Source organism: Castellaniella defragrans (assembly GCF_014203015.1).
Taxonomy (GTDB): Bacteria; Pseudomonadota; Gammaproteobacteria; order Burkholderiales; family Burkholderiaceae_B; genus Castellaniella; species Castellaniella defragrans.
The window spans coordinates 1-26,345 of record NZ_JACHIB010000016.1 but is presented as its reverse complement, the minus strand read 5'-3'; the positions used below and the strand labels follow the sequence as shown (position 1 = coordinate 26,345).

The following is a 26,345-nucleotide window of genomic DNA, read 5'->3' as shown; positions in this document are numbered from 1 at the left end:
TATGCCAAAAACGGCCAAATCCAGTGGGGACATGGCCAAGCCCTGCATTTTACGCAGAAATCCTTTTGTAAATCAAGCGGTTTCTGCGCCGGGTTTCTCCGGACGCGGGCGGGCCCGACGCGCCTACGAGCGGTAGTCGGCGTTGATGCTGACGTATTCGTGCGAGAAATCGCAGGTGTAGACCGTGTCGGCCACCTCGCCGCGGCCCAGGGCGACGCGCACGAGGATCTCGGCTTCCGCCATCACGCGCTGGCCGTCTTCCTCGCGGTAGCCGGGGTCGCGGCCGCCCTGCGAGGCCACCCGCACGTCGCCCAGCCACAGCGTCAGCTTCGAGACGTCGAGGTCGTCGATGCCGGCGTAGCCGATCGCCGCCAGGATGCGGCCGAGGTTGGGGTCGGAGGCGTAGAAGGCGGTCTTGACCAGCGGCGAATGGGCGATGGCGTAGGCGACTTTCAGGGCCTCGTCGGTGGAGGCGGCCTGCTCGACGCGGATGGTCATGAATTTCGTCGCGCCCTCGGCGTCGCGCACGATCTTCTGGGCGAGGTCGCGCGCGGCGGCCGTCAGGGCCTCGGCCAGCGCGGCGAAGCGCGGGTCCTGTTCGGATTCGATGTGCGCGCCGCTGGCGCCGGTGGCGATGAGGATGAAGGAATCGTTGGTGGAGGTGTCGCCGTCCACCGTGATGCGGTTGAAGGACTGGTCGGCGATGCGTTTGGCCAGGGTGCGCAGCAGCCCCGGCGGCAGGCCCGCGTCCGTGCCCAGGAAACCCAGCATGGTGGCCATGTTGGGGCGGATCATGCCCGCGCCCTTGCTGATGCCGGTGATCGAGACCGGGATGCCGCCCAGCTCGATCCGGACGGAATGGATCTTGGGCTGGGTGTCCGTGGTCATGATGCTGTGGGCTGCCTCGAACCAGTGGTCCGGGCGGGCGTCGTCCAGCGCGGCCGGCAGGCCGGCGATCAGGCGGTCCACGGGCAGCGGCTCCAGGATGACGCCGGTGGAGAACGGCAGGATCTGCTCGGGCGCCACGCCCAGGCGGCCGGCCAGGGCGCGGCAGGTGTCGAGGGCGGCCCGCAGGCCGGGTTCTCCGGTGCCCGCGTTGGCGTTGCCGGTGTTGATGACCAGCGCGCGGATGCCGGCGCCGGCGGCCAGGTGGGCCTCGCAGACCTGGACCGGCGCGGCGCGGAAGCGGTTGCGCGTGAAGACCCCCGCCACCGACGCGCCTTCGTCCAGCAGCAGGACGGTCAGGTCGCGGCGCCCGGCCTTGCGGATGCCGGCCTCGGCCGTGCCGATGCGGATGCCGGGAATCGGATGGATGGCGTCTTGCGCCGGGATGATCAGGTTGATGGCCATGGCGGAGGGGATCCGTAGCAAAAAATAAGCCCCCATTCTATGCCGAATGGGGGCGGTGCATCTGCGGAATCGGGCGGTGCGTTGCGGTGCCCGTCCGCCTTGCCGCGCGCATGCGGTCCGGGTGCGTCAGGCCCGCGGCGCGCGGGAGTCCTGGCGTTCAGGCCGGCAGGCGCGCGTAGGTGGATTGCTTCAGGTCGCCCAGGAGATCGAACAGCATGGCCCGCGCGGACGGCGCCAGGCCGCCCAGCAGGGACTGGATCCAGGTGGCGTGCGCGCGCTGCATGCGGCGATGGTAGCGGCGGCCCTTCATGGTGAGGCGGATCAGCGAACTGCGGCGGTCCGAGTCGTCTTTCAGGCGTTCGACCAGGCCGTCTTTTTCCAGCTGGTCGGTGATGCCGGTGATGTTGCCGTTGGTGACCATCATCAGGCGGGACAGTTCGCTCATTTTCAGGCCCTTGGGGGCATGGGTGAGCTGCGACATCAGGTCGAAGCGCGGCAGCGTGGTCTGGAATTCGGTGCGCAGCCGGCTGCGCAGTTCGTTTTCGATCAGCGTGCAGCAGCTGAGCATGCGCAGCCACAGGCGCAGATCCTGCGGCTCCTGGCCGGTGGCCTGGGTTTCGAGATCCGGCACCGGGGGGGTGACGGCGGGGTGCTGGGTAGCGGCGTATTGGGTGTAGTCGGTCATGACGCGCCTCCTGGCGGACTTGATCAGAGCACGTCAAGTGTAGGGAACCGGAAGCGGCATGTCCTTGTCCTGCGTCAAGAAACTTGAAGTTCGGACTATTTAAGATGAGATCGGGCATGCAAGGGTCCCAATGGACCGCTGCATGCCCGCCGAATCGGAGCCGCTCGCGGGCGGCGAGGTGCGGGGCTGTTGCTACAGCCGGGCGAAGACCCGGTCGGCCGCGTCCAGCGTCGCCTGGATGACGGCGTCGTCGTGGGTGGCCGAGACGAAGCCGGCCTCGAAGGCCGAGGGCGCGAAATGCACGCCTTCGGCCAGCATGCCGTGGAAGAAGCGCTTGAAGGCGTCGGTGTCGCTGGCGGAGACCTCGGCCAGGCTGGTCGGCACCGTGGCGCGGAAATACAGGCCGAACAGGCCGCCCTGCCAGTCGCCGCTGAAGGCCACGCCGTGGCGCCGCGCGCGCTCGACCAGGCCCTGGATCAGCAGGCCGGTCTGCCGGTGCAGGGCGTCGTAGAAGCCCGGCTCGGCCAGGCGGCGCAGGGTGACGCGCCCGGCGGCGACCGCCACCGGATTGCCCGACAGCGTGCCCGCCTGGTAGACCGCGCCCAGCGGCGCGATGCCGGCCATGATCTCGGCGCGGCCGCCGAAGGCGCCCACCGGCATGCCGCCGCCGATGATCTTGGCCAGCGTGGTCATGTCGGGCGTGACGCCGCACAGGCCCTGCATGCCTCGCGGGCCCACGCGCAGCCCGGTCATGACCTCGTCGAAGATCAGCACCGCGCCGTGGCGCGTGCACAGGGCGCGCAGGCCTTCGAGGAAGCCGGCGGCCGGGCGCACCATGTTCATGTTGCCGGCGATCGGCTCGACGATGACGCAGGCGATGTCCTCGGGGTATTGGGCGAAGGCGGCCTCGACGGCGGCCAGGTCGTTGTAGTCCAGCACCAGGGTGTGCTGCACGAATTCGGGCGGCACGCCGGCCGAAGTGGGGTTGCCGAAGGTCAGCATGCCCGAGCCGGCCTTGACCAGCAGGCTGTCGGCGTGGCCGTGGTAGCAGCCCTCGAACTTTATGATCTTCGGGCGGCCGGTGTGGCCGCGCGCCAGCCGGATCGCCGACATGGTGGCCTCGGTGCCCGAACTGACCAGGCGCACCTGCTCGATCGAGGGAATGCGCTCGATGATGGCCTCGGCCAGTTCGATCTCGGCCTCGGTGGGCGCGCCGAAGGACAGGCCGTCCACGGCGGCGGCCTGCACGGCGGCGACGACTTCGGGATCGGCGTGGCCCAGGATGGCCGGGCCCCAGGAGCCGATGTAGTCGATGTAGCGGGTGCCTTCGGCATCCCACAGGTAGGGGCCCTGGGCGCGGGCGATGAAGGGCGGAGTGCCGCCCACGGAGCGGAAGGCGCGCACGGGCGAGTTGACGCCGCCCGGGATGGCGCGGCAGGCGCGGTCGAAGAGTTCAGTGTTGCGGGACATGGCGGGATTCCGGTTGCTGCGGGGTTTCGGGAAGGACCGGCGCGTGTCGGACGCGGCCGGACGGAGTTCATGGGCGGCCGGCATCGGCGTCGAACAGGGCGGCGCAGCGCCGCGCGGCGGCGCGGATGTCGGGGACCTCGAACAGGGCGCTGATCACGGCGATGCTGTCGGCGCCCGCCTGGATCACGGGGGCGGCGTTGTCGGGGGTGATGCCGCCGATCGCCACCACGGCCGCGCGCGGATGCCGCGGCGCGCCGGCGAGCGGTTCGCGGCCGGCCATGGCGCCGGCGGGGGCGCCGGACGCATGCGCCTCGGCCAGGCGGCGGCCGGCGCGGACGTGGCCCAGGGTGGCGTGCACGGCCTCGGGCTTGACGCGGGACGGGTACATCGCGCCGAAGGCGATGTAGTCGGCGTCGTCCTGCAGCCGCCGGGCGGCCAGCCCGGGCTGGTCGTAGCAGGAGCAGCCGATCAGCTTGTCCGAGCCCAGCGCCAGGCGCGCCTGGGCGACGGCGCCGTCGTCGCGGCCCAGGTGGGCGCCGTCGGCGTCCAGGTCGGCCGCCAGGCGCCAGTCGTCGTTGACGATCAGGACCAGGCCCAGCCGCAGGCACAGCTCGCGCACCGCGCGGGCCTGGGCGCGCAGTTCGGCCTGGGCACCGTGCTTGCGGCGCCATTGCAGGGCGGTCATGCCGCCGGCATGGGCCTGTTCGATGGCGGCCAGCATGCGGTCGGTGTCGGCCCAGTCGGGCGTGACGCCGTACAGGCCGCGCGGGAAACGGGTCGTGTCCCGCGCGCTCATCGGACCGCCCTCCTGCGGCGGGAGGCCGGGACGGAATGCGTCGTGGCGCAGCGCGAAGCGGCACGGCATGCGGCGGGCATGAGGGCGCGTGAATCGGCGCGGCATGCGATGGCCATGGGCAAGCGTGAGGCAATGCGGCATGCGGCGGACATGGCGGGGCGTGCGGCGGTCATGGCGCGGCGTGCGGCGGTCATGGCGCGGCGTGCAGCAGGATGCGCTGCCCCATGCCGGGGTGGAAGTGCCGCTCCAGCAGGGCGGTGGCGGTGGCCACGGCCTGGGGGACGGCCTCCGCCGGGTCCAGCCCGCGCGCCAGCAGGCAGCACAGCACCGTGGCGAGCAGGCTTTCGGCGTCGCCCGTGCGCACGCGCGGAGTGGGCCAGGGCCAGCGGCTGCCGGGCGGCTCCTGCGCGTGCAGGATCAGGCCGTTCAGCCCGGGGCCCAGCGCCGCATTGCAGCACAGGACCAGCGGCGCGCCGAATTCGTGCAGGGCGCCGATCGGATCGTCGGCCCGGGCCGAGGACAGCAGGCCCTGGCCGGCCCATTGCTCCGGCAGGCGGGCGTCGACGACGACGATGTGCGCCTGGGGCACCAGCAGTTCGAGCAGCGCGCCGACGGTTTCCTCGGGGTCCAGGTCTTCCAGGTCGGACACCGGCGGCGGCGCGCTCAGCTGCAGCACCAGGGGCAGCGCGCTGTAGTCGGCCGCGATCTGCGCCAGCGTCGAGATGGTTTCGGGGTCGTACTGCGGGCCGATCTTCAGCGCGCCGATGGCCATGTCTTCCAGCAGGCAGCGGGCCTGGTCGTCGATCAGGTCCGGCGTCAGGCGCTGGATGGTTTCCGTGCCGGCGGTATCCTGGACGTGGATGGCGGTGGCCACCGACCCGGCGTGCGCGCCCAGGCCGGCGCAAATGACCGCGTCGATCGGCAGGTGACTGGCCCCGCTGGGATCGAACGGACCGAAAATCAGGGGCAGGGGGACGGAAGGGGAGTCGGGCGCGGGCATGACGGCGGAAGAAGCGGCCGGTCGCCACGGCCGGCGGTTGATGTACAGCGGTCGGGGTACGGCGGTTTGTGTACTATGGCACCCATTCTAATCGAATGAGTCGAATGCATGAGGCCGGATGCGGGGCGCTCCCCTGCGGACCGCCCTGCGCCCGCCCGATCGGAGAAGATGAGGATTTGATTGCCATGCGAACCTGGATGTGCCTGATCTGCGGCTGGATCTACGACGAGGCGGCCGGCTTCCCGGAAGACGGGATCGCGCCCGGCACGCGCTGGGAGGACGTGCCGCCCAACTGGGTCTGCCCCGAATGCGGCGCCCGCAAGGAAGACTTTGAATTGATCGAGATCTGAGGCTTCGTCCCCACAGGCCCTGTGGGTGTTCGAGGGCGTTTCTGATACTCTAGCATCATGGGCACGGGGAACCTCTGAACAAGTCCTCGCGCCGCGTGCATCTGCGGACTCGGGCGGTCTGCGGCGTTGCTCATCCTCGCCATGGCACCGGTCATGGCTGCGGTTCGCGCCTTGCATCCCATCCCGATCCGCGGCGCCCGCTTTCCGCTCGACTTATTCAGAGGCTCCCTCGGGGCCGGACTACAAGGGGACCGCCATGACGACAGTACCGCATGTTTCCGACGCCGGTTCACGCATCGACCTGTCCCGGCAGTTCCTGCTGGCCATGCCGGGGATGGTGTCGGGCGAGCTGGCCAATACCGTGATCTACGTCTGCGAACACACCGAGCACGGCGCGCTGGGGCTGGTGATCAACCGGCCCACCGATCTCACCATCGGCGACCTGCTGCAGCGCATCGACCTGACCCTGTCCCTGGAAATCGGCCCGGTGCGCAACGCGCCGGTCTTCTTCGGCGGCCCGGTGCAGACCGACCGCGGCTTCGTGCTGCACGTGCCGCGCGGCACATACAGCTCCAGCATCGAGCTGGGCGGCGACGTGGCGCTCACCACGTCCCGCGACGTGCTCCAGGACGTCGCCGCGGGCCACGGCCCGTCCCGGCTGCTGGTGACGCTGGGCTATGCCGGCTGGGGCGCGGGCCAACTGGAAGACGAGCTCGCCCGCAACGCCTGGCTGAACGTGCTGGCGTCCAACGACATCCTGTTCGACACGCCCGCCGAGGACCGCTACGACGCCGCCCTGGCCCAGTTGGGCATCCGCGCCTCGATGCTGGCCAGCGACGCGGGCCATGCCTGACCCCGTGCCGCAGCGCGAGCCTTGCCCTTCCGGGCAGGATCGAGCGAGGCCCTGTCTGTCCGGTGCCGAAGCCACCCCCGCCCAGGGGCGGAGCGGCTCCGGCCCTCGGGCCGAAGCGCTCCCATCCGAGCAGACGCTGCTGGCCTTCGATTTCGGCCTGAAGAAAATCGGCGTGGCGCTGGGCAACACCCTGACGAACCATGCCCGCCCGCTGTGCATCCTGACGCCCGCCACGCGCGCGCAGCGTTTCGCCCAGGTCGGCGCCCTGCTGGCCGAATGGCAGCCCGATCGCGTGATCGTGGGGCTGCCCCTCACCCTGGATGGCGGCGAACAGCCCGCCTCGCAGCACAGCCGCCGCTTCGCGCACCAGATCGAAGGACGCTTCCGCGTGCGCGTGGTGCTGGTGGACGAGCGCGGCTCCAGCCTGGAGGCCCAGCAGCTCCTGGGCAGCCGCGCGCCGGACGACGCCATGGCCGCCGCCGTGATCCTGCAGCGCTACCTCGACGACCCGGCGCGTGCGGGCGCCGCCGGTCCACGGTGAGGCCGGATCGGACCAGCCCCCGCCCGCGCCCGGCGGCCAGGCCGCCCGCCCGGGTATGATGAGCGCCATTGCCCGTTCGGGGCGGAGGATGCCGGTGGCGCCGTTTCTGTTCCTGTTGCGTTTCGTCTGCGTGTCGGTCTGGGTCCTGCTGGGCCTGGCGACCGAACTGGTGGTGTTTCCGGCCCTGAGCCGCCGCCGGCGGCGCCAGGTCGTGGGCGCGTGGTCGCGGGGACTGCTATGGCTGTGCGGGGTCCGCGTGCGCCGCCTGGGCGAGCCCGTGAAACGGGGCGCCGTCCTGTGGGTGGCCAATCACGTCTCGTGGGTGGACATCTTCGTGCTCAACGGCGTGCGCACCACGTCCTTCGTCGCCAAGAGCGACATCCGGCGCTGGCCGGTGATCGGCCTGCTGGTGGCCTGGGCGGGCACGCTGTTCATCGACCGGCGCTCCCGGCACGCGGTGCGCACCGCCGGCCGCCAGATGCGCGCCTGTTTCGAGCGGGGCGAGGCCGTCGGGCTGTTCCCCGAAGGCACGACCACGGACGGCGCGGACGTGCTGCCCTTCCACGCGGGCCTGTTCGACGCCGCCGTGCGGGCCGGCGTGCCGACGCAGCCGGTGGCCCTGCGCTTCCTCAAGCGCGGCCGGCGGGCGCCGGAACTGGCCTTCGTCGGCGAACAGACCCTGGTGGCGAACCTGTGGTTCCTGCTCGGGGCCCGGGGCGTGACGGTCGAATGCGTCTTCCTGGCGCCGATCCCGCCGCAGGACGCTCCGGTGCGGGGCGAACTGGCGCGCCGCGCGCATGCCGCCATCCGCGCGGCCGTGCGCGGCGAGTGAGCGCGCCGGTCCCGGCGGGAATCCATGGGGGGATCGCGGCCGCTGCACGGCCGGGCGGGGCCGCGCGCGGCCTCAGCGGCAGGCGGCGCAGTCCTGCTGGATGATGCGGTGGTCGCGCAGCCGCAATGCGGTCAGCGCACGCCCCCAGACGCAGCCGGTATCCAGGCAGATCGCGTCGGGACGGATGTGCAGCCCCAGGGCGGACCAGTGGCCGAAGATCACCGGCACGGCGGGGTCGCGCCGTCCGGGCAGCTCGAACCAGGGCATCATCCCCGGCGTGGCGTGGGGTTCGCCCTTGTGGTGGAAGTCCATGCGGCCGTCGGCATGGCAGACCCGCATGCGGGTCAGGGCGTTGACGATCACCCGCATGCGGTCCGGCCCGCGCAGGGCGTCGTCCCATTGCAGGGGCTCCTCGCCGTACAGGTCGTGCAGGGCGGGGTGCCAGTCGGGCCGGCGCAGCGCGGTTTCGATCTCGCCGGCCAGGGCCTGGGCCTGCTCCAGGGTCCAGGCGGGCAGGATGCCGGCGTGCACCATGACGTGTCCGCGGTCGCGCACCAGCAGCGGCAGGTGGCGCAACCAGTCGATCAGTTCGGCGGCGTCGGGCGCGTCCAGGACGTCCTGGATCGTGTCGGACCTGCCCGGCGGGCGCACTCCGGCCACCACGGCCAGCAGGTGCAGGTCGTGGTTGCCCAGGATGGGGCGGGCGCGGGCGCCCAGCGCGCGGATCAGGCGCAGCGCCCCCAGGGAATCGGGGCCGCGGTTGACCAGGTCTCCGGCGAACCACAGCTCGGTGTCGGGGCGGGCGAGCTCGGGATGGGCCAGCAGGGCGCGCAGCGCGCCCGCGCAGCCCTGCACGTCGCCGATGACCCAGACGTCGCCCCCGGGGGCGTCGGCCGCCGGGGATGCTTCGGACACGGACGCAAGCGTCATGCGGGGCTCCGCTGGAGCCGGCGCTGGCGCAGCCACATGGACAGCGGGTGGCGGTGCTCCATGCCCAGCAGGGCCAGCAGGGCGGCGGCCTGGCCGGCCAGGCTGGGCACCAGCGCCGTGGCCCAGGGCGGCCAGTCGCCCAGCATGCCGGCGTTCAGGGCCAGCTGGTTGAGCATGAAGAAGCCCACCCCCAGGATGATGCCGGCGAACACCTTGATGCCGACCCCGCCGCGGCGCGTCTGCATGAAGCCGATCGGCGCGGCGATGGTGACCATGACCAGCAGGGTGAAGGGATAGGCGATCTTGCGCCACAGGGCGACTTCCTGGCGGTCGGTCTGCAGCTGGTTCTGCTTCAGATAGCGGATGTAGTCCAGCAGGTCCGAGATCGCCATGCGCTCGGGCGTGAGGATGCGGGCGATCAGGCGTTCGGGCGTGAGCGAGGTGGGGACGACGCGCTGGTCCAGGTGGACAAGCTCGCTGATGGGCGCGGCGGGAATGCGGGCATCGGCCAGGGCGTCGGCGGATTGCGGGTGGATGCGCGTCTCGGTCAGGTCGCGCAGCACCAGGCGTCCCTGCTCGAACTGCCCCGCGGCGGCCTGGACGGTGGCCCGCAGCGCGCCGTCTCCGGCGAATTCGTAGAGCATCACGTCGTCGACGCGGCCCTTGCCGGAGAGCTGGCCGATGTTGATGATGCGGGTGCCGCCCCGGTCGTCGGCTTCCTTGAACCAGTAGCCGCTGGACAGCCGGCCGCCGTCGGTGCGGCCCAGCAGCGCCAGGCGGGATTCGCTGCCGCGCAGTTCCGCCGCCGGGGTGATGAATTCCGACAGGACGAAGGCGCCCAGCACCAGCGGGATGGTGATCAGCCACAGGGCCGCCAGCAGGCGCATGCCGCTGACCCCCGATGCCCGCAGGATGGTGAGTTCGTTGCGCTGCGCGAGCCCCGCCAGCGCCAGCACCGCGCCGATCAGCAGGCCGATGGGCAGCAGTTCGTACAGGTGGTTGGGGACGTCCAGGGCCTGCAGGTAGAACAGGTTCAGCAGGGTCAGGCGCTGGCCGACCTTGTCCAGGCCTTCGATCAGCGCGAAGAACATGAAAAGGCCGACCAGCGCCACCAGCACGACGGCGGTCGAGCGGTAGATTTCGCGGGCGATGTAGCGACGGGCCGTGCGCATGGACGGAAACGCGGAGGAAACCTCAATAGTACCCCGAACGGCGGCGAAGACCGGGGCCGCGTCCGCCCGCGGCGTTTCCCGGCGGAGGGGCGTCCTTTCCGGGCGCGCCCGCCTACGGCACCGCCACCTGCCGCATGCGCGCGCGCACGGTGGCCGCGTGGGACTGCAGGTAGGCGGTGGCGCCGTGGCGGTCGTAGTAGGCGGGGTTGGGCAGCATGGCCGCCAGGCGCGAGGCCTGCCCGGCCGACAGGCGCGCCGCGTCCGTGCGGAAGTAGTGCCGCGCGGCGGCCTGTGCGCCGAAGGTGGCGGCGCCCCACTGGGCCACGTTCAGGTAGAGCTCCAGGATGCGGCGCTTGCTCATCACGCCCTCGATCATGTAGGTGAGGATCAGCTCCTGGCCCTTGCGCAGGTAGTTGCGCGAATTCGACAGGAACAGGTTCTTGGCGAGCTGCTGGGTGATCGTGGAGCCGCCGCGCCGCCGCGCGCGGCCCAGGTCGGCCTGGCGCTGGTTGTAGGTCCAGGCCTTGCGGATCGCGTCCCATTCGACGCCGTCGTGGTCGACGAAGCCGCTGTCCTCGGAGGCGATCACGGCGCGCTTCAGGTGGGTGCTGATGCGCTCGTACGGCACCCACTCGTAGGCGAGCCGGGCCTGGGGATCGTCGGCCCGCAGGGCGTTGAGCGTGTCCCGCATGATGGGGGTGGCGGAAGGATTGCGGAAGTTGAACCAGACCACCATGCCCAGCAGGCCGATCTGGTACAGGAAGGCGGCGCACAGCGCCGCCAGCAGGACGGTGGTGATGATTTTCCGGCCCGGCGCGCTCATGGCGCCCCCGCCCCCGTATCCAGGCCGTCGCGGGTGAAGTGCCAGGTCCGCGTGATGGCGAGGATGTCGGTGTGGCGCGCCAGTTCCGGCGGCAGCGGGTCGAAGGGCGCGGCCAGTTCGACGATGCGCCGGGCGGCGCTGTTCAGGACGGCCTTGTCCGAGGGCCGGTCGAATTCGATGTGATCCAGGCTGCCGTCGCGCCGGATGTAGACGGTGAGCTGCAGGTCGCCGTAGATGCGGCCGCGCGCCTCGGGCGGGTAGTGCTGCGTGCCGATCAGCTCGATGCGCTGGCGCCAGGCCTCGACGTAGCGGGCGTCGTCCGACGCCCGGGCCGACGGCGCGGTGAAGGTCTGGCGGGGCAGGGCGTTGTAGCGCTCGATGCGCTCCTTCAGGGCGGCGATGCGGGCGCTGAGCACCAGGCTGTCCTGCTGGCGGTCGTCCTCGCCCGGCTCGGCGCTGCGGCCCAGCAGTTCCGGGGCGGGGCGGGCCGCCGGGACGGTGTCCAGGGCTTCCAGCTGCGCCAGCAGGCGGCGCTGCTCGGCCTCCAGTTCGGCCTGCCGCCGCCGCAGCGCGGCCAGCACGGTTTCCTCGGCGCTGCCGTCGGTGGTCCGGGGCAGGGGGGACGAGGCCATGCCCTGCGCCTGGTCGCCGCCGCCGTCCAGATCCTGCTGGGCCAGCGCCTGCGGATTCAGCGGCGCCTGCTCGCTGCGGCTGTTGACCAGGGTGACTTCCAGCGTGGAGGACTGCGTCGCCGGCGGCGCGGGGGGCGCGCCGTGCCAGGCCAGCAGCGCGGCGTGGGCGGCCAGGGACAGCAGCAGGGCCGCCGCCATGCGGCCGCGGCCTTCGTGCCGGTATTCCAGCAGTCGCAGCGGCAGCGTGTCCATGGCAACGCGACTCCCCGAAGTAGTGTGGCCGGGCCCTAGCCCGCTTCCCGCAGGCGGCACTCGATGTCCAGGCCGATCTCATCGTAGCCCAGGATATCCAGCCGCACTTCGTGGCCGCGCTCGTATTCGGGCAGGCCGTTGATGCGGGTGACGAAGGGCGCGCAGGCCAGCCGGACCAGGTTTTCCCGCAGCACGTGGGCGCGCACTTCCTTCAGGCCCTGCTGCTGCAGCCAGCGGATGCACCAGTAGCGCTCCATCGAGGACTGGAATTCGCCCCACAGCGTGTATTGCGAATCGAAGGCGCCGATCAGGGCGTACAGGTCCGCGTCCTTGGGCTTGAAGGGCGCCGCCAGGCGCGCGGAGACGCCGTGCTCGGCCGCCGCCAGGATCTGGCCCTGGTTGACCAGGTCCACGTAGCGGCGCAGCGGCGAGGTCGACCAGATGTACTGCGGCACGGCGATGGATTCGTGCGGCAGCGCCTGGGTGGACATGCGCGTGCGGCCCATCTGCTGGGACCGGTAGATGCCGGGCACGCCGTGGCGCGCCAGCAGGGCGCCCCACTGCGTATTGGCGAGGATCATGTATTCGGCCACCAGCCGGTCCAGCGGGGCATTGCGCTGGCGCGGCACCAGGCGCACGATCGAATCGGGGTCGTCGGGCGGGCCGTCGATCTCGAAGCCGTATTCGATGCGGTCGTTGTTTTCCGGCTTGCCGCGCGTGCGGTCGCGCACCGCGCACAGCGCCTGCGCGAGCTGCCACAGGGGGCGCAGCCAGTGGGCGTGCGGCAGGGGCGCCGCCGGATCGGCCAGCGCGGCCTCGGTGACCTCGTCGATGCGGCCGTGGCGCAGGTTGGCGGCCACCCGGATGCGTTCCAGACGGGTCTCGGCTTCCAGGATCTCGCCGTCGGCCACGCGGCCGGTGACGTACAGCGACAGCGCCGGGCGCCATTGCCCCTCGTCCAGGGAAAAGGCGGCGATCAGCTCGCGCGGCAGCATGGGGATCTTGTCGCCCGGCATGTAGACGGTGGACATGCGCGCGCGCGCCTGCTCGTCCAGCGCGCTGCCGCGCGTGACGGCCAGGGCCGGCACGGCGATGTGGATGCCGACGCGGACCGTGCCGGGCGCGGGGATCGAGACCGACAGGGCGTCGTCGATCTCGATGGTGCTGGCGTCGTCCAGGGAATAGGCCTCGACCTCGGCCTGCGGCAGGTCCGCGCCCCAGTCCTGCACCTCCACGGGCGGCCATTGCGTGCCGCGGGGGAAGTGGGCCGACAGGAAGCGGTCGCGCATCATGGCCAGGGGGTGGGGCCAGACGCCCAGCGACAGCAGCAGCCGCTCGGGGCTGATGCCGGACTGCTGCACGGCGGCGTCGAAGGCCTTCCATTCCAGCGTGTTCTTGTCGGGCCGGTCCAGGAAGGTGGCGGCGACGGGCTTCAGGGCGTCGGGCAGCGTGCCCGCCAGCAGCGCCTCGGTCCATTCCGCCTGCAACTCGGCCTGGCGGCGCTTTTTCTCGATGGCGGCCAGCGCGGCCTGCAGGATGTCGGGCGGCGCGGGGCGGAAGGCGCCCTTGCCGCGCCGGTGGAAATAGGCCGGCGCGGCCGACAGGGCCAGGATGGTGGCGGTCTTCTCCACCGCGTCGGGCGCGTGGCCGAAATATTCCTCGGCCAGGGCGGCGGCCTCGAATTCCTGCTGTGGCGCGCATTCCCACAGGAAGCCCGCGTCCAGCGTGGCCGCCAGGGTTTCGGCCGCGGGCAGCAGGGTGTCGGGCGCGGGCTGCTCGAAGGTGAACAGCACGGCGTTGCGCTTGATCTTGCTGCGCTTGCCGCTGGCCGATTCGACCTGCAGCGAGGTGTCGGCTTCGGAGAAAATGGTTTCGGCCTTGAGCTTGCCGGCGTCTTCGTAGAGAACGTGCATACAGGAGAAAGGGGACCGCTGGGTTCAGGGGGAAGACCGGGGGCGGCGGCGCGCCAGCCTGTCGAGAAGGGTCTGGTGGATGCCGCCGAAGCTGCCGTTGCTCATGACGAGCACCTGGTCGCCGGGCTGCGCCGCGTCGCACACGGCGTCGGCCAGCGCGTCCAGGTCGTCGCCCGTCCACAGGCGCTCGCCCAGGCCGGCCAGCACCTGCCGGGGATCCCAGCCCAGGGCGTGGCGGCCCTGGGTGGCGCCGTGGCAGAAGACCCGGTCGGCGCCGGCCAGCGCCGCCGGCAGCCGGGCCGCCATCGTGCCCAGCTTCATGGTGTTGGAGCGCGGCTCGATCACCGCCAGGATGCGGGTGTGCGGGCCGACGCGGCGGCGCAGGCCGTCCAGGGTGGTGGCGATGGCGCTGGGGTGGTGGGCGAAATCGTCGTAGACGGCCACGCCGTCCCGCGTGCCGCGCAGTTCCAGGCGGCGGCGCACGCCCTGGAAGCGGTTCAGGGCGGCGATGCCGTCTTCCGCCGCGATGCCGGCGTGCCGGGCGGCGGCCAGGGCGGCCAGGGCGTTGGCCTGGTTGTGGGCGCCGGCGAGCGACCAGTCCAGCGTTCCCGCCGGACGGCCGCGGTGCAGGATGCGGCAGCGCCGGCCGTCGTCCGTTTCCGGCTCCGCCTGCCAGTCGCCGCCCGGACCGAAGGTCTCGACCGGGGTCCAGCAGCCGCGCGCCAGGACGCGGTCCAGGGCGTCGCTGGCCGCCGGCCGGACGAGATGCCCCGATGCCGGGACGGTGCGCACCAGGTGGTGGAACTGGGTCTCGATCGCGGCCAGGTCGGGGAAGATGTCGGCGTGGTCGTATTCGAGGTTGTTCAGGATGGCGGTGCGCGGCCGGTAGTGGACGAACTTCGAGCGCTTGTCGAAGAAGGCCGTGTCGTATTCGTCGGCCTCGATCACGAAGTGGCGCCGCGCCGGGTCGTAGCGGGCCGAGACGCCCAGGTCGGGCGCCACGCCGCCGATCAGGAAATTGGCGGGCTCGCCGGACTGCTCGAAGATCCAGGCCAGCATGGCGCTGGTCGTGGTCTTGCCGTGCGTGCCCGCCACCGCCAGGACGTGCTGGCCGCCCAGGACGTGGTCGGCCAGCCATTGGGGGCCGGAGGTGTAGGGCAGGCCCTGGTCCAGGATGGCCTCCATCAGCGGATTGCCCCGGCTGACCACGTTGCCGACCACGTACAGGTCCGCGCCCAGGCCGGTCTGGCCGGCGTCGAAGCCTTCGATCAGGTCGATGCCCTGCTGGCGCAGCTGCGTGCTCATGGGCGGATAGACGCCCGCGTCGCAGCCGGTGACCCGATGGCCCGCCGCGCGGGCGATCAGGGCCAGGCCGCCCATGAACGTGCCGCAGATTCCCAGTATGTGTACGTGCATCGTATCCTCCGGCCTGTATTGTAAGGGTGCGCGGGCCGGGGCTTCCGCTTTGCGGGCCGCCGCCGCCCGGACCGGCCCGCGCCGCGGCCCGATGCTATGATGGACGAGGCCGGACGCGCCTGGGTCCCTGCGGACCCTGGCGCGCCTGACGAATCCGGGCGGCCTGCGGGCCGCGGGACGGACGGACAGCATGGAGCATGTTCCCTACATGGACAGGCGGAAATTCTTGCACGCGGTTTCCCTGGCAACGCTCGGGCTCGCGGCGGGCGCGCGCGGCGCGGCGGCCTCGATGCTGCCGGCCGATCCGGTGTTCGGCCGCACCTTCGCCGATCTGCAGGGCCGCGACCAGGCCCTGTCGGCCTATGTGGGCCGGCCGGTGCTGATGAATTTCTGGGCCAGCTGGTGCGCGCCCTGCGTGCGCGAGATGCCCCTGCTCGAAACCCTGCACCAGCGCCATCCCGACCTGGCCGTGCTCGGGCTGGCCATCGACACCCAGGCCAACGTCGAGCGCTTCCTGAAAAAGGTGCAGGTGTCCTATCCCTTGCTGCTCACCGGCACCCAGGGCATCCCGCTGATGCGCGAGCTGGGCAACAAGGGCGGCGGCCTGCCGTTCACCCTGCTGTTCGACCGCCGCGGCCGCGTCGCCGATTCGGTCATGGGCGAACTCAGGCCGGACGACATCGAGGTCCGGCTGGGGCAGATACTTTAAGTTTCAATAATTAGCGTTCCGGCCCCTCGCAGGGCTGTTTTTATGGACAAATCGGCGGTTTTAGCGTAAAAAGGCGCTTTGAAGGGTACCCTCATACCCAGGATCAGGCGGCTTCGGGCAGGAGTCCTGGGCTGCCCGCTGGCAGCAGCAACACATGTGGCCGTCGTGGATTCTCCCCGCATCGCCGGGGTCGGACCGACGGCGCATTTGTTTTCGCCGCCCGGATCCGACCATCGAACGGCCCGCCCCCCGTATGGGCCAGCACACAGGAATTTATCGTCATGGATCTCCGAAAACTGAAAACGCTGATCGACCTGGTGGCCGATTCGGGTATCGCCGAACTGGAAATCACCGAGGGCGAGGGCAAGGTCCGCATCGTCAAGTTCGCCCAGCCCGCCGCGGGCGCCCCGGTGGCCGTGGCCGCCGCGCCGGCCCAGGTCGTGGCCGCGCCCGCGGCCGCCCCCGCGCCGGCCGCCGCCCCGGCGCCCGCCGCTCCGCAGGGCCATCAGGTCAAGGCGCCGATGGTCGGCACCTTCTACCGTTCGCCCAATCCGAATGCCGCGGCCTTCGTCGAGGTCGGCCAGGCCGTCAAGGAAGGCGATCCCCTGTGCATCATCGAGGCGATGAAGCTGCTCAACGAGATCGAGGCCGACAAGTCCGGCGTCATCAAGGAAATCCTCGTCGAGAACGGCGAACCGGTCGAATATGGCCAGCCCCTGTTCATCATCGCCTGAGCGCCATGTTTGAAAAAATCCTGATCGCCAATCGCGGCGAAATCGCCCTGCGGGTCCTGCGCGCCTGCCGCGAGCTGGGCGTCAAGACCGTGGTCGTGCACTCCGAGGCCGACCGCGATGCCAAATACGTGCGCCTGGCCGACGAATCCGTCTGCATCGGGCCGGCCACGCCGCGCGACAGCTATCTGAACATGCCGGCGCTGATCTCGGCCGCCGAAGTCACCGACGCCGAGGCCATCCACCCCGGCTACGGCTTCCTGTCGGAAAACGCCGATTTCGCCGAGCGCGTGGAAAAGAGCGGCTTCGTCTTCATCGGACCGCGTCCCGAGAGCATCCGCACCATGGGCGACAAGGTCAGCGCCAAGCAGGCGATGATCGCCGCCGGCGTGCCGGTCGTGCCGGGTTCGGGCGGCGCGCTGCCCGACGACCCCAGGGAAATCCAGCGCATCGCCGCCGAGGTCGGCTATCCGGTCATCATCAAGGCCGCGGGCGGCGGCGGCGGGCGCGGCATGCGGGTGGTCTACACCGAGGCGGCCCTGCTCAACGCGGTGGCCATGACGCGCACCGAGGCCGGCGCCGCCTTCAACAATCCCGAGGTCTACCTCGAAAAATTCCTGGAAAACCCGCGCCACATCGAGATCCAGGTGCTGGCCGACGGCGAGGGCAAGGCCGTCTGGCTGGGCGAGCGCGACTGCTCCATGCAGCGCCGCCACCAGAAGATCATCGAAGAGGCGCCCGCCCCGGGCATCGGGCGCGCCCTGGTCGAGCGCATCGGCGAACGCTGCGCCGAGGCCTGCCGCCAGATGCGCTACCGTGGCGCCGGCACCTTTGAATTCCTCTACGAGAACGGCGAATTCTTCTTCATCGAGATGAACACCCGCATCCAGGTCGAGCACACGATCACCGAGATGATCACCGGCATCGACCTGGTCCAGCAGCAGCTGCGCATCGCCGCCGGCGAGAAATTCACCCTGCGCCAGCGCGACGTCCACCTGCGCGGCCATGCGATCGAATGCCGGATCAACGCCGAGGACCCGTACAAGTTCACGCCCAGCCCCGGCAGGATCACCAACTGGCACACGCCGGGCGGCCCGGGCGTGCGCATGGATTCGCACGTGTTCACCGGCTACACCGTGCCGCCCTACTACGACTCGATGATCGCCAAGCTCATCACCTATGGCGACGACCGCCACCAGGCGATCATGCGCATGGACATCGCCCTGTCGGAAATGATCGTCGAGGGGGTGCAGACCAATATCCCGCTGCACCGCGAGCTGATGCAGGACGCCCGATTCGTCGAAGGCGGCACCAGCATCCACTACCTCGAACAGAAGCTCGCCGCGCGCGCCTGAGGTCCGGCATGCGAGAGCTGGTGCTGAACTGCGCGGAAAGCCAGGCCGAGGCCTGGTCCGACGCCCTGCTGGAAGCCGGCGCCCTGGCGGTGTCCGTCGAGGACGCCGACGGCGACACCGAGCACGAACGGGCGCTGTTCGGCGAGCCGGGCACGGAGCCCGAGGTCCTCGCCTGGCGGCGCAACCGCCTGGTGGCCCTGCTGGCCGACGGCGACGATCCCGCCCACCTGCTGGCCGCGCTGGACGGCCTGGCCGGGCCCGCGCCGGGGGCGGGCGACTGGCGCCTGCGCGACGTGCCGGACGCCGACTGGGTGCGCCTGACGCAGTCCCAGTTCGGCCCCATCGTCGTGAGCGAGCGCATCTGGATCGTGCCGAGCTGGCACCGCGACGATGCCGGCCTGCCCGCGGCCGGCGCCCGGGACGGCATCGTGCGCATCGAGCTCGACCCGGGCCTGGCCTTCGGCACCGGCAGCCACCCCACCACGCACCTGTGCCTGGAATGGCTCGCGGCCCATCTGCAGGGCGGCGAGACCGTGCTGGACTACGGCTGCGGCTCCGGCATCCTGGCGATCGCCGCGCGCCTGCTGGGCGCCGGCCCGACCCGGGGCGTGGACATCGACGAACAGGCGGTGCTGGCCACGGCCCGCAACGCGGCCGCCAACCGCGTGGACGTCCAGGCCTGCCTGCCCGACGATCTGCCCGCCGGCGCCAGCCAGGTGGTGGTCGCCAACATCCTCTCCAATCCGCTCAAGCTCCTGGCACCCATGCTGGCGGCGCGGGTCGCCCCCGGTGGGCGGCTGGCGCTCTCCGGCGTGCTGGAGCGCCAGGCCGACGAGGTCTGCCAGGCCTACGCGCCGCACCTGCCCCTGCACGTCTGGGCGGCCCGCGACGGCTGGGTCTGCCTGACGGGGCGCAGGGACTGAAGGGCGCCGTGGCGATGGACCTGACCACGCGCTGCCCGAAATGCGGGACCGTGTTCCAGGCGGGCCTGTCCGACCTGCAGCTGCGCAAGGGCTACATCCGCTGCGTGCAGTGCGCCCATATCTTCGACGGCTATGCCGAGGTGGTCTCCGATGCGTCCGAGACGCCGGCGTCCCCGGCGGCGCCGCGCCCGGCCGCCGCCCAAGCGCCGTCCGCGCCCTCCGCCCCGTTCGCATCATCCGTCCCCTTCGTTCCGCCCGCTTCTGCCGCCCCGCCCGCTCCGTCCGCGCCCTCCGTTCCTTCCGCGCCTTACGCCGCCTCTCCGTCCTTCACCGCATCGGCCGCATCGGCCGGGCCCGCCGGGCCCGCGGCCGAGCCGCCGCCCCAGGTGATCCGCTCCGGCCGCCCGGTGGCGGGGCGGCCCCAGTCCGAGCCGGCGCCGGTGTTCCGCATCGGCGTCGCGCCCTGGCCCGACGACCGCCCCGAGCCCCGTCTCGGCCAGGCGGCGGGCGGGCCGGCGCCGCGGCCGGTCGAGGAAATCCTGGCCGACGAGGGCTGGGTGCCCGATGCCGGCGCCGCGCCGGTCTTCGGCCGGGCCGAGCCGCCTCCCCAGGAGGCGCCCTTCGTGGTCGAGGCCCGGCCGGGGCACCGCAGCCAGGGCGGCTCGGCCGCCCCCCTGCTGCGCGACGAGGATGCCCCGGGCTGGTGGGATGCGCTGCTGCGCTTCGGCGCCTGGCTGCTGTTCATCCTGCTGCTCGTCCTGCTGGCCGCGCAGGCCGTCTACGTCTACCGTGCCCAGATCGCCCGGATGGTGCCCGCGCTGCGGCCGGCGCTGGAACGCGCCTGCGTGCCGCTGCGCTGCCAGGTGCCCTATGCGCGGGACATCGCCCACATCGCCATCACCGGCTCCGCGCTCAAGGCGGCCGATGCCGGCGCCGCGGCCGGCCGCGCCGGGACCGGGCGGGCCGAGGGCGGCCGGACCGAAGGCGGGGCCGACGGCCAGGCGTCCGCCGAGCAGCATTTCGTGCTGCACGCCACCCTGCGCAACCGCGCCGAACAGCCGCAGGAATGGCCGACCCTGATCCTGGACCTGAAGGACGCCGCCGGCACGCTGCTGGTGCGCCGCAACCTGTCGCCCGCCGACTACCTGGGGGCCGCCCGCGCCGCCGAGCCCTTCGCCGCCCTCAGCGAAGTCCTGGTGCGCGTCCCCCTGACCGTGAGCGGCGTCCGCGTCAACGGCTACCAGCTCGACCTCTTCTATCCCTGAAGGAATTCCCCCGCCATGTCCAAGGACGTCCTGATCTGCGGTTCCATCGCCTTCGACACCATCGCCGTGTTTGAAGGCCGGTTCCGCGACCATATCCTGGCCGACAACATCAAGTCCCTCAGCGTGTCGTTCTTCGCGCCCCTGCTGCGCAAGGAATACGGCGGCTGCGCCGGCAACATCGCCTACAGCCTGAAGCTGCTGGGCGGGCGGCCCGTGCCCGTCGGCACCGTGGGCCAGGATGCCGACGACTACCTGCAGCGCCTGCGCGCGCTGGACATCGACACCCGCCTGGTGCGCGTGCTGCCCGACACCTACACGGCGCAGTGCCACATCATCACGGACCAGGAAAACAACCAGATCGCCTCGTTCCACCCGGGGGCGATGCTGCGTTCGGCCGAGAACGACCTGAGCGGCAACGCCGCGTGCTGGGCCATCGTCTCGCCCGATTCCAAGGAAGGCATGTTCGTCCACGCCGAGCGCCTGCGGGCCGCGGGCATCCCCTTCATCTTCGACCTGGGGCAGGCGATGCCGCTGTTCGACGGCGACGAGCTGCTGCGCATGCTGGACATGGCCAGCATCCTGACCGCCAACGACTACGAGGCCAGCGTGATCGAGGAGCGCACGGGTCGCTCCATCCAGGCGCTCGCCGCCGGCCTGCAGGCGGTGGTGGTGACCCGTGGCGGCGAGGGCGCCTCGCTGTTCGTGGGCGAGGAACGCACCGACATTCCGGCCCCGCCCGCGGCCCGCATCGTGGACCCGACCGGCTGCGGCGACGCGCACCGCGCCGGCCTGCTGTACGGCCTGGCGCACGGCTGGTCCCTGCGCGACGCCTGCTGCTTGGCGAACGTCATGGGCAGCTTTAAAATCGCCCACAGGGGTCCGCAAAACCATGGCCCGTCGCGCACCGACGTCGCGGCGGCGCTGCAGACGCACTACGGCATCGACGCGGGCCCGCTCGCCTGAGCCGGGCACGGCCTCCTTTTCGGGGGCGTTTCTTTCTCACTCCAGGAGTCAGCCCATGGCGATCCTCACCCATGCATTCTCGTCCCGCGCGGCGCGCCTCGCCGCCGCCGCGGGGATCTCCCTGTCGCTGCTCGCCCTGGCCGGCTGCGCCAACCAGTCCGCCTCCAGCTCGGTCTACACCTACGGCCAGGCCCAGCAGGAGCAGATCGTGCGCTACGGCACCGTGGTGTCCGTGCGCTCCGTGGTCATCCAGTCCGACAAGCCTTCGGGCGTCGGCGCGATCGGCGGCGCGGCGCTGGGCGGGGTGGCGGGCAGCGCCATCGGCGGCGGCCGCGGCCAGATCCTGACCTCGATCGGCGGCGCGCTGCTGGGCGGCCTGGCCGGCAACGCGATCGAAAACCAGGTGGGCAAGACCAACGGCCTGGAAATCACCGTGCGTCTGGACAACGGCGAAACCCGCGTCATCGCCCAGGCGGCCGACGTGCCGCTCAGTTCCGGCCAGCGCGTGCAGGTGATCAGCGGCGGCGGCCCCACCCGCGTCGTGCCGATGTAATTCGCGCCGCCGTCATCGATCTGGGCTTCCCGGATGCGCAAAGGCCCGGCATTGCCGGGCCTTTGCATTGTGATCGGCCGGGTGGATCGCCCGGGCCCGGCTCAGCCGAAGGTCGTGAAGACCAGGTGATTGAGCACCATCATGGCGATCTGGGCCAGCACCAGCAGCACCAGGGGGGACAGGTCCAGCCCGCCCATGCGCGGCAGGATCCGGCGGATGGGATCGAGCAGCGGCGCGGTCAGGGTGTAGAGCACCGGCATGATGGGCGACAGGGGATTGATCCAGGACAGGATGGCCTGGATCAGCGTCACCCAGACGATCACGTTGAACAGCCATTTCAGGCCGACCAGCAGGCCCGACAGCAGCAGGGGGCCGATGGCCGAGGCGGCGGGCATCAGGCCGCCCATGGCGACCAGCCAGGTCAGCAGCAGATACAGGATCGCCGTGAGCCAGCAGGCCAGGATGCTGGACCAGTCGAACCGGCCGCTGCCGGGCACGATCCGGCGGATCGGCCGCACCAGCCATTCCGTGGCCCGCAGGATGGCCTGGGAAAACGGGTTGAAGGGATGCAGGCGGATGGCGAACATCCAGGCCCGCAGGATCAGGGCGATGCCGAAGAGCTGGAAAACGATGTCGATCAGGAACTGCAGGATGTCTTGGGCCATGCGGTGCTCGTAGGCTGCGGAAAAACAGCGGTCATTGAGTAGCGCTCATTGTCGCATCAAGCGCCCGTGTCTGGCGAATGAAAAGGCCCGGCGGATGCCGCCGGGCCTGGTGTGCCGCGTATGTCCCGCCCCGGGGAAAGGACGGGCCGATGCGCTCAGGGCCGCTTGCCGGTGGGGAAGGGCCAGGCGCCGGCGGGGTTGGCGTCGGTGCGCGCCTCGGGAGCGGGCGTGTCGGGCTTGGCGGCGGCTTTCCTGGCTGCCGGTTTGGCCGGCGCAGGCTCGGATGCGGCGGCCGGCTTGGCCGCCTTTTTCGCGGGGGCCTTGGCCGCCTTCTTGGCGGCGGCCTTTTTCGCCGGCGCTTTTTTCGCCGCGGTCTTGGCCGCGGTTTTCTTGGCCGGGGCGGCGGTCTTGGCGGCGGTCTTTTTCACCGCGGTCTTCGTGGCGGCGGTCTTGGTTGCAGCGGATTTGGCCGCGGCGGTCTTGGTCGCGGCCGCTTTCTTCGGCGCGGCCTTGGTGGCCGCGGACTTCACCGGCGCGGCTTTCTTGGCGGCGGCCTTGACGGCGGTTTTCTTGGCGGGGGCGGCCTTCTTGGCGGCGGCTTTCACCGGCGCCGCCTTTTTGGCGGGCGCGGCTTTCTTGGCCGGAGCGGCTTTCTTGACGGAGGTTGCGGGGGAGGCTTGCTTGGCGGCCGGGGCGGACTTCTTGGCTGCCGGTTTGGGTGCGGACTTCGGGGCTGCGGATTTCTTGGCCGGTGCGACAGAGGCCTTCTTGGCGGTTGCCATCGTCATGCTCCTTGGGATCGAAGAGGGTGTCCACCCATTTGATATGACCCCCACGGGGCGTGCGGCTCATCTCAAATGGCGCAGGCGCGCAATATCACGAATATTGCACGCCTTCAAGTCTAGCGTAAGCCCTGTCGCGTTCCAAGCACTATTCCAGGCGCGACACCCGATGAGATCGATATTCGATTGCGCCTGTCTCGAAAAAGTCGCGTTCCTATTTCCGGACCCCGTTTCCGCGGGTATTTCGGGGCGGTTTTCCACGCACGTTTTCACGCGTGTCGCCGGATGGATTTTCAAGCGGGCGTTCGCGCCGATTTCCACGCGAATGCTCCGGCGTGCCCGCTCCGTCCGGCCGGATTCACCATGTCAGGTAGAACATGGCCTTGGCGAGAAAGACGATCAGGACGACGTGGCAGAAAACGCTGATGTGGATGAGCTGGAAATGGCGCGATTTCAGCTTGCCGGTGCCGCTGAGCGTCATGGCGGTGATGAAATGGCCCAGCACGCTGAAGGCCAGGATGATCTTGATCCACAGCAGCGTGGCGAAGCTGCTGGCGAAGGGATGGGCAAGCGATTCGCGGAATTGCCAGGCCATGCCCAGGCCCGCGCCGAACAGCACGATCATGGCGAAGGGCATGATGCGCCGCGCGCGCCGGCCGATGGCCAGCTCGACGTTGCGCATGGCCTCGCGGCCGAGCGGCTTGCGGATGCCTTCCAGGATGAGGACCTCGAAAAAGACCGTGCCCACGAACAGGATGGCGGCGAACAGGTGCAGCGTAACGAGTAGTGAGTGGCTCATGTCGGTAGAATGATGGCTTGCCCGCTGGATGCGCGCGCACCGGGAAATTGTAGGCCGCCAGGCCCCGCGGTCCCGCTGCGGCCCTGCGCCGATCCCGGGTATTGGATGACATTTGTCATGGATGGGAATCAAGCAATGGATCGCATTCGTATTCATGCCTGGGCCGCCTGCGCGGTCCTCCTGGGCACCCTGGCCGCCTGCGCGCCGATCAAGCCGGCCCAGCCTCCGGCCGAGGCCGCCCGGCCGTCCTGCACGCCCGCCGCGGCGGGCGACCCCCTGGTCGGCAACTGGCTGTCGGTCAGTTCGCAGAAAGGCGTGGCGGGCGCGCTGCGCACGCTCTACACGCTGAACGCCGACGGCACCATGAGCTACGTCGAGCAGATCAAACGTCCGCGCACGCCGTCCCAGGGCCTGTACGAAGCCGGCTGCTGGTCGCGCGAAGGGCAGACGCTGGTGCTGCGCACCCTGGAATCGAACGGCTCGCCGGTGAACCTGGACGACCCGATCTACACCAACCGCCACCGCGTGGAGCGGGTCGATGCGACGGAACTGCGCATGAACGGCCCGTCCGGCGCCGTCAAGGCGCGACGCATGTCGCCGGGCTACCGCCTGCCGTTCTAGCGAATCCGTGGACGAATCCCCGCGCCGCGCCCCGCGGCGAAAGCGCGGGACGGGCGCGGATCAGGACCCGGATCCGCGCCGGGCCAGGCGGGCTCAGGACCGGGCCAGGCTGGCGGCCAGGCGCTCCAGCACGGTTTCGCGGCCCAGCAGGGCCAGCACGGCGCCGATGGACGGGGTGTGCTTGTGGCCGGTGACGGCCACCCGCAGGGGGATCGCCAGCTTCGGCATCTTGGCGCCGTGGTCCCGCAGGATGGCCTTGATCAGGCCGTCGAGTTCCGCCTCGGTCCAGGCGGGCAGGGCCTCGGCCCGCTGGCGGAAGTCCTCTAGCAGGACGCGCGCGGCGTCGTCCAGGACTTCCGCCCGCAGGGCGTCGTCGGCGGGCGCGTAGGGGCCGCAGAACAGCATGGCGCCTTCGGCCAGGTCTTCCAGGGTTTCGCCGCGATCGCGCAGCAGCGCCATGATGGCCGGCAGGTCGGCCGACGCGGGATCGCCGCCCCGGCGGACGATGCGCGGCGCGACGCGCGCGGCCAGGTCGGCCGGATCGAGCGCGCGCATCGCGTGGGCGTTGACCCAGTTCAGTTTCTTCGGATCCCACTGGGCGGCCGAACGGCTGAGGTTGCGCGGATCGAACCATTCCACGAACTGCTCGCGGGTGAAGAGCTCGTCGTTGCCGTGGCTCCAGCCCAGCCGCGCCAGGTAGTTGACCATGGCTTCGGGCAGGTAGCCCATGCGGTCGTATTCCATGACGCTGACGGCGCCGTGGCGCTTGGAGAGCTTTTCGCCGTCCGGCCCCAGGATCATCGGCACGTGGCCGTAGCGCGGCAGCTCGCCGCCCAGGGCGCGCAGGATGTTGATCTGGCGCGGGGTGTTGTTGACGTGGTCGTCGCCGCGGATGACGTGGGTGATGCGCATGTCCCAGTCGTCCACCACCACGCAGAAGTTGTAGGTGGGCGTGCCGTCGGGCCGGGCGATCACCAGGTCGTCGAGTTCGCCGTTGTCGAAGCTGATGGGACCCTTGACCAGGTCGTCCCAGGCGGTGACGCCGTCCTGCGGGCTGCGGAAGCGCACCACGGGCTGCACGCCGGCCGGGATTGGCGGCAGGGTCTTGCCGGGCTCGGGCCGCCAGGTGCCGTCGTAGCGCGGCTTGGCGCCGACCGCGCGGGCGCGCTCGCGCATGGCCTCGACTTCCTCGGGCGTGCTGTAGCAGTGGTAGGCCGTGCCCTGGGCGAGCATGTCGGCGATCACGGCGCGGTAGCGGTCCATGCGCTGCATCTGGTAGAACGGCCCCTCGTCGGCCTTCAGGTCCAGCCACTGCATGCCGTCCAGGATCGCCTGCACGGCCTCGGGCGTGGAGCGCTCCAGGTCCGTGTCTTCGATGCGCAGCACGAAGGTGCCGCCGAAGTGGCGGGCGAAGGCCCAGGAGAACAGGGCGGTGCGGGCGCCGCCCAGGTGCAGGTAGCCGGTGGGGGACGGAGCAAAGCGGGTGCGCACGGGGCGCGTGGAGGAGTCGGTCATGGTGATGGTTCGGGTGGGGTTGGTGCACTGCAACAAAATGCCGGCGAACCCCTGTAGAATCGGAAGGTCGATATGCTATTTTAAGGGACGACCCGTTCGGGGGCGTCCGGAGTCCTGTCCATGCTGCGCCACCGCCTGGCGGCCCTGTTCGAGCCGCGCTCCTTGCTGATCCTGAGTTCACGCGAACTGCCCGTCGTGCGAACGCCGCCCGCCCTGCTCAAGGGCCGGATCGCCGACGTGCGCATCGGCGACGACGGCCGCTGGCAGATGCCCCAGCGGCTGGATTTCCTGCAGGAGGGCCAGCGCCTGGACATGGCCCTGCTGTGCCTGGATCCCGCCCTGCTGCCGGCCGCGCTAGTGTGGTGTTTTATTAATACGATTATTTATACCCAGCTGTGGCCGCTCTTGCACGCGCGACTTTCGCGAGGATGGCCTCGGCGCTCTTGGTC

General features: G+C 70.8%; 27 protein-coding genes and 1 pseudogene. 13 read left to right on the top strand and 15 right to left on the bottom strand.

Going from position 1 to position 26,345, the window contains the following annotated elements; translation table 11 throughout:
• Window positions 1-123: 123 nt before the first annotated feature.
• The 5 genes from argJ to thiD all read right to left on the bottom strand — a co-directional run bounded on the left by argJ (window position 124) and on the right by thiD (window position 5,301).
• Window positions 124-1,350: a bifunctional glutamate N-acetyltransferase/amino-acid acetyltransferase ArgJ gene (gene argJ, locus HNR28_RS13435; protein ID WP_151024891.1), complete on the bottom strand. Its 1,227-nt coding sequence runs from the start codon at window positions 1,348-1,350 to the stop codon at window positions 124-126.
• Between the two features lie 157 nt (window positions 1,351-1,507).
• A complete protein-coding gene (locus HNR28_RS13430) occupies window positions 1,508-2,035 on the bottom strand; it encodes a MarR family winged helix-turn-helix transcriptional regulator (protein WP_052355993.1) in 528 nt (175 codons plus the stop codon).
• A 192-nt stretch (window positions 2,036-2,227) separates the two neighbouring features.
• On the bottom strand, window positions 2,228-3,505 hold the full coding sequence (gene hemL / locus HNR28_RS13425; RefSeq protein WP_151024892.1) for a glutamate-1-semialdehyde 2,1-aminomutase: 1,278 nt from the start codon (window positions 3,503-3,505) through the stop codon (window positions 2,228-2,230).
• Between the two features lie 67 nt (window positions 3,506-3,572).
• Entirely contained in the window at window positions 3,573-4,301 is a 729-nt protein-coding gene (gene thiE / locus HNR28_RS13420) for a thiamine phosphate synthase (RefSeq protein WP_184142949.1), read from the bottom strand.
• A 190-nt stretch (window positions 4,302-4,491) separates the two neighbouring features.
• Window positions 4,492-5,301: a bifunctional hydroxymethylpyrimidine kinase/phosphomethylpyrimidine kinase gene (thiD, locus tag HNR28_RS13415; protein ID WP_151025206.1), complete on the bottom strand. Its 810-nt coding sequence runs from the start codon at window positions 5,299-5,301 to the stop codon at window positions 4,492-4,494.
• Between the two features lie 185 nt (window positions 5,302-5,486).
• Here thiD and HNR28_RS13410 point away from each other — a divergent pair, with 185 nt between their 5' ends.
• The 4 genes from HNR28_RS13410 to HNR28_RS13395 all read left to right on the top strand — a co-directional run bounded on the left by HNR28_RS13410 (window position 5,487) and on the right by HNR28_RS13395 (window position 7,877).
• Window positions 5,487-5,651, top strand: coding sequence for a rubredoxin (locus HNR28_RS13410; RefSeq protein ID WP_043685094.1), 165 nt, complete (start codon window positions 5,487-5,489; stop codon window positions 5,649-5,651).
• A 256-nt stretch (window positions 5,652-5,907) separates the two neighbouring features.
• Window positions 5,908-6,504 (top strand): YqgE/AlgH family protein, encoded by a 597-nt coding sequence (locus tag HNR28_RS13405; protein ID WP_151025207.1) that lies wholly within the window; start codon window positions 5,908-5,910, stop codon window positions 6,502-6,504.
• A gap of 136 nt (window positions 6,505-6,640) precedes the next feature.
• Complete coding sequence (gene ruvX / locus HNR28_RS13400) at window positions 6,641-7,045, top strand: Holliday junction resolvase RuvX (protein ID WP_244978306.1); 405 nt, start codon at window positions 6,641-6,643, stop codon at window positions 7,043-7,045.
• An 88-nt stretch (window positions 7,046-7,133) separates the two neighbouring features.
• Window positions 7,134-7,877 carry a lysophospholipid acyltransferase family protein gene (locus HNR28_RS13395; protein ID WP_151025209.1) on the top strand — a complete coding sequence of 248 codons (744 nt, stop codon included), beginning with the start codon at window positions 7,134-7,136 and terminating at the stop codon, window positions 7,875-7,877.
• Window positions 7,878-7,949: 72 nt separating this feature from the next.
• Here the strand turns inward: HNR28_RS13395 and HNR28_RS13390 are convergent, their stop codons facing one another.
• The 6 genes from HNR28_RS13390 to mpl all read right to left on the bottom strand — a co-directional run bounded on the left by HNR28_RS13390 (window position 7,950) and on the right by mpl (window position 15,015).
• Window positions 7,950-8,807 (bottom strand): symmetrical bis(5'-nucleosyl)-tetraphosphatase, encoded by an 858-nt coding sequence (locus HNR28_RS13390; RefSeq protein WP_151025210.1) that lies wholly within the window; start codon window positions 8,805-8,807, stop codon window positions 7,950-7,952.
• Window positions 8,804-9,979 (bottom strand): LPS export ABC transporter permease LptG, encoded by a 1,176-nt coding sequence (lptG, locus tag HNR28_RS13385; protein ID WP_151025211.1) that lies wholly within the window; start codon window positions 9,977-9,979, stop codon window positions 8,804-8,806. Before lptG ends, HNR28_RS13390 begins: the two co-directional genes overlap by 4 nt.
• Window positions 9,980-10,091: 112 nt before the next feature.
• Window positions 10,092-10,802, bottom strand: coding sequence for a monofunctional biosynthetic peptidoglycan transglycosylase (mtgA, locus tag HNR28_RS13380; protein ID WP_043685085.1), 711 nt, complete (start codon window positions 10,800-10,802; stop codon window positions 10,092-10,094).
• Window positions 10,799-11,686, bottom strand: a complete 888-nt coding sequence (locus HNR28_RS13375) for an energy transducer TonB (RefSeq protein ID WP_244978299.1) — start codon at window positions 11,684-11,686, stop codon at window positions 10,799-10,801. Before HNR28_RS13375 ends, mtgA begins: the two co-directional genes overlap by 4 nt.
• A 35-nt stretch (window positions 11,687-11,721) precedes the next feature.
• Entirely contained in the window at window positions 11,722-13,599 is a 1,878-nt protein-coding gene (locus tag HNR28_RS13370; RefSeq protein ID WP_151025212.1) for a ribonuclease catalytic domain-containing protein, read from the bottom strand.
• 24 nt (window positions 13,600-13,623) lie between these two features.
• Complete coding sequence (gene mpl / locus HNR28_RS13365; RefSeq protein ID WP_151025213.1) at window positions 13,624-15,015, bottom strand: UDP-N-acetylmuramate:L-alanyl-gamma-D-glutamyl-meso-diaminopimelate ligase; 1,392 nt, start codon at window positions 15,013-15,015, stop codon at window positions 13,624-13,626.
• 226 nt (window positions 15,016-15,241) lie between these two features.
• Between mpl and HNR28_RS13360 the strand changes: the two genes are divergently transcribed.
• The 7 genes from HNR28_RS13360 (at window position 15,242) to HNR28_RS13330 (ending at window position 21,514) form a co-directional block, all read left to right on the top strand.
• The gene (locus HNR28_RS13360) at window positions 15,242-15,724 is read left to right on the top strand and encodes a TlpA family protein disulfide reductase (RefSeq protein WP_244978298.1); all 483 of its coding nucleotides are present in this window, start codon (window positions 15,242-15,244) and stop codon (window positions 15,722-15,724) included.
• 281 nt (window positions 15,725-16,005) lie between these two features.
• Window positions 16,006-16,458 (top strand): acetyl-CoA carboxylase biotin carboxyl carrier protein, encoded by a 453-nt coding sequence (gene accB / locus HNR28_RS13355; protein ID WP_184142946.1) that lies wholly within the window; start codon window positions 16,006-16,008, stop codon window positions 16,456-16,458.
• Window positions 16,459-16,463: 5 nt separating this feature from the next.
• On the top strand, window positions 16,464-17,810 hold the full coding sequence (accC, locus tag HNR28_RS13350; RefSeq protein ID WP_151025324.1) for an acetyl-CoA carboxylase biotin carboxylase subunit: 1,347 nt from the start codon (window positions 16,464-16,466) through the stop codon (window positions 17,808-17,810).
• 8 nt (window positions 17,811-17,818) lie between these two features.
• A complete protein-coding gene (prmA, locus tag HNR28_RS13345) occupies window positions 17,819-18,733 on the top strand; it encodes a 50S ribosomal protein L11 methyltransferase (protein ID WP_151025325.1) in 915 nt (304 codons plus the stop codon).
• A gap of 14 nt (window positions 18,734-18,747) precedes the next feature.
• Entirely contained in the window at window positions 18,748-19,998 is a 1,251-nt protein-coding gene (locus HNR28_RS13340) for a zinc-ribbon and DUF3426 domain-containing protein (protein ID WP_244978305.1), read from the top strand.
• A 15-nt stretch (window positions 19,999-20,013) separates the two neighbouring features.
• Window positions 20,014-20,961: a carbohydrate kinase family protein gene (locus tag HNR28_RS13335; RefSeq protein ID WP_043685063.1), complete on the top strand. Its 948-nt coding sequence runs from the start codon at window positions 20,014-20,016 to the stop codon at window positions 20,959-20,961.
• 55 nt (window positions 20,962-21,016) lie between these two features.
• On the top strand, window positions 21,017-21,514 hold the full coding sequence (locus HNR28_RS13330) for an outer membrane lipoprotein (protein WP_043685060.1): 498 nt from the start codon (window positions 21,017-21,019) through the stop codon (window positions 21,512-21,514).
• Window positions 21,515-21,615: 101 nt separating this feature from the next.
• Here HNR28_RS13330 and HNR28_RS13325 read toward each other — a convergent pair whose 3' ends face one another.
• From HNR28_RS13325 to HNR28_RS13315, 3 genes are all read right to left on the bottom strand, one after another.
• Window positions 21,616-22,179, bottom strand: a complete 564-nt coding sequence (locus HNR28_RS13325; protein ID WP_043685057.1) for a YggT family protein — start codon at window positions 22,177-22,179, stop codon at window positions 21,616-21,618.
• A gap of 155 nt (window positions 22,180-22,334) precedes the next feature.
• Complete coding sequence (locus HNR28_RS13320) at window positions 22,335-22,961, bottom strand: hypothetical protein (protein ID WP_043685054.1); 627 nt, start codon at window positions 22,959-22,961, stop codon at window positions 22,335-22,337.
• 358 nt (window positions 22,962-23,319) lie between these two features.
• On the bottom strand, window positions 23,320-23,760 hold the full coding sequence (locus HNR28_RS13315) for a CopD family copper resistance protein (protein ID WP_043685051.1): 441 nt from the start codon (window positions 23,758-23,760) through the stop codon (window positions 23,320-23,322).
• Between the two features lie 135 nt (window positions 23,761-23,895).
• Between HNR28_RS13315 and HNR28_RS13310 the strand changes: the two genes are divergently transcribed.
• Entirely contained in the window at window positions 23,896-24,381 is a 486-nt protein-coding gene (locus HNR28_RS13310) for a hypothetical protein (protein ID WP_043685048.1), read from the top strand.
• Between the two features lie 93 nt (window positions 24,382-24,474).
• Here the strand turns inward: HNR28_RS13310 and gltX are convergent, their stop codons facing one another.
• Window positions 24,475-25,896, bottom strand: coding sequence for a glutamate--tRNA ligase (gene gltX / locus HNR28_RS13305; protein WP_151025327.1), 1,422 nt, complete (start codon window positions 25,894-25,896; stop codon window positions 24,475-24,477).
• 120 nt (window positions 25,897-26,016) lie between these two features.
• Between gltX and HNR28_RS13300 the strand changes: the two are divergent.
• Window positions 26,017-26,345 (top strand): annotated as a pseudogene (locus HNR28_RS13300) (hypothetical protein); the annotation flags it as partial.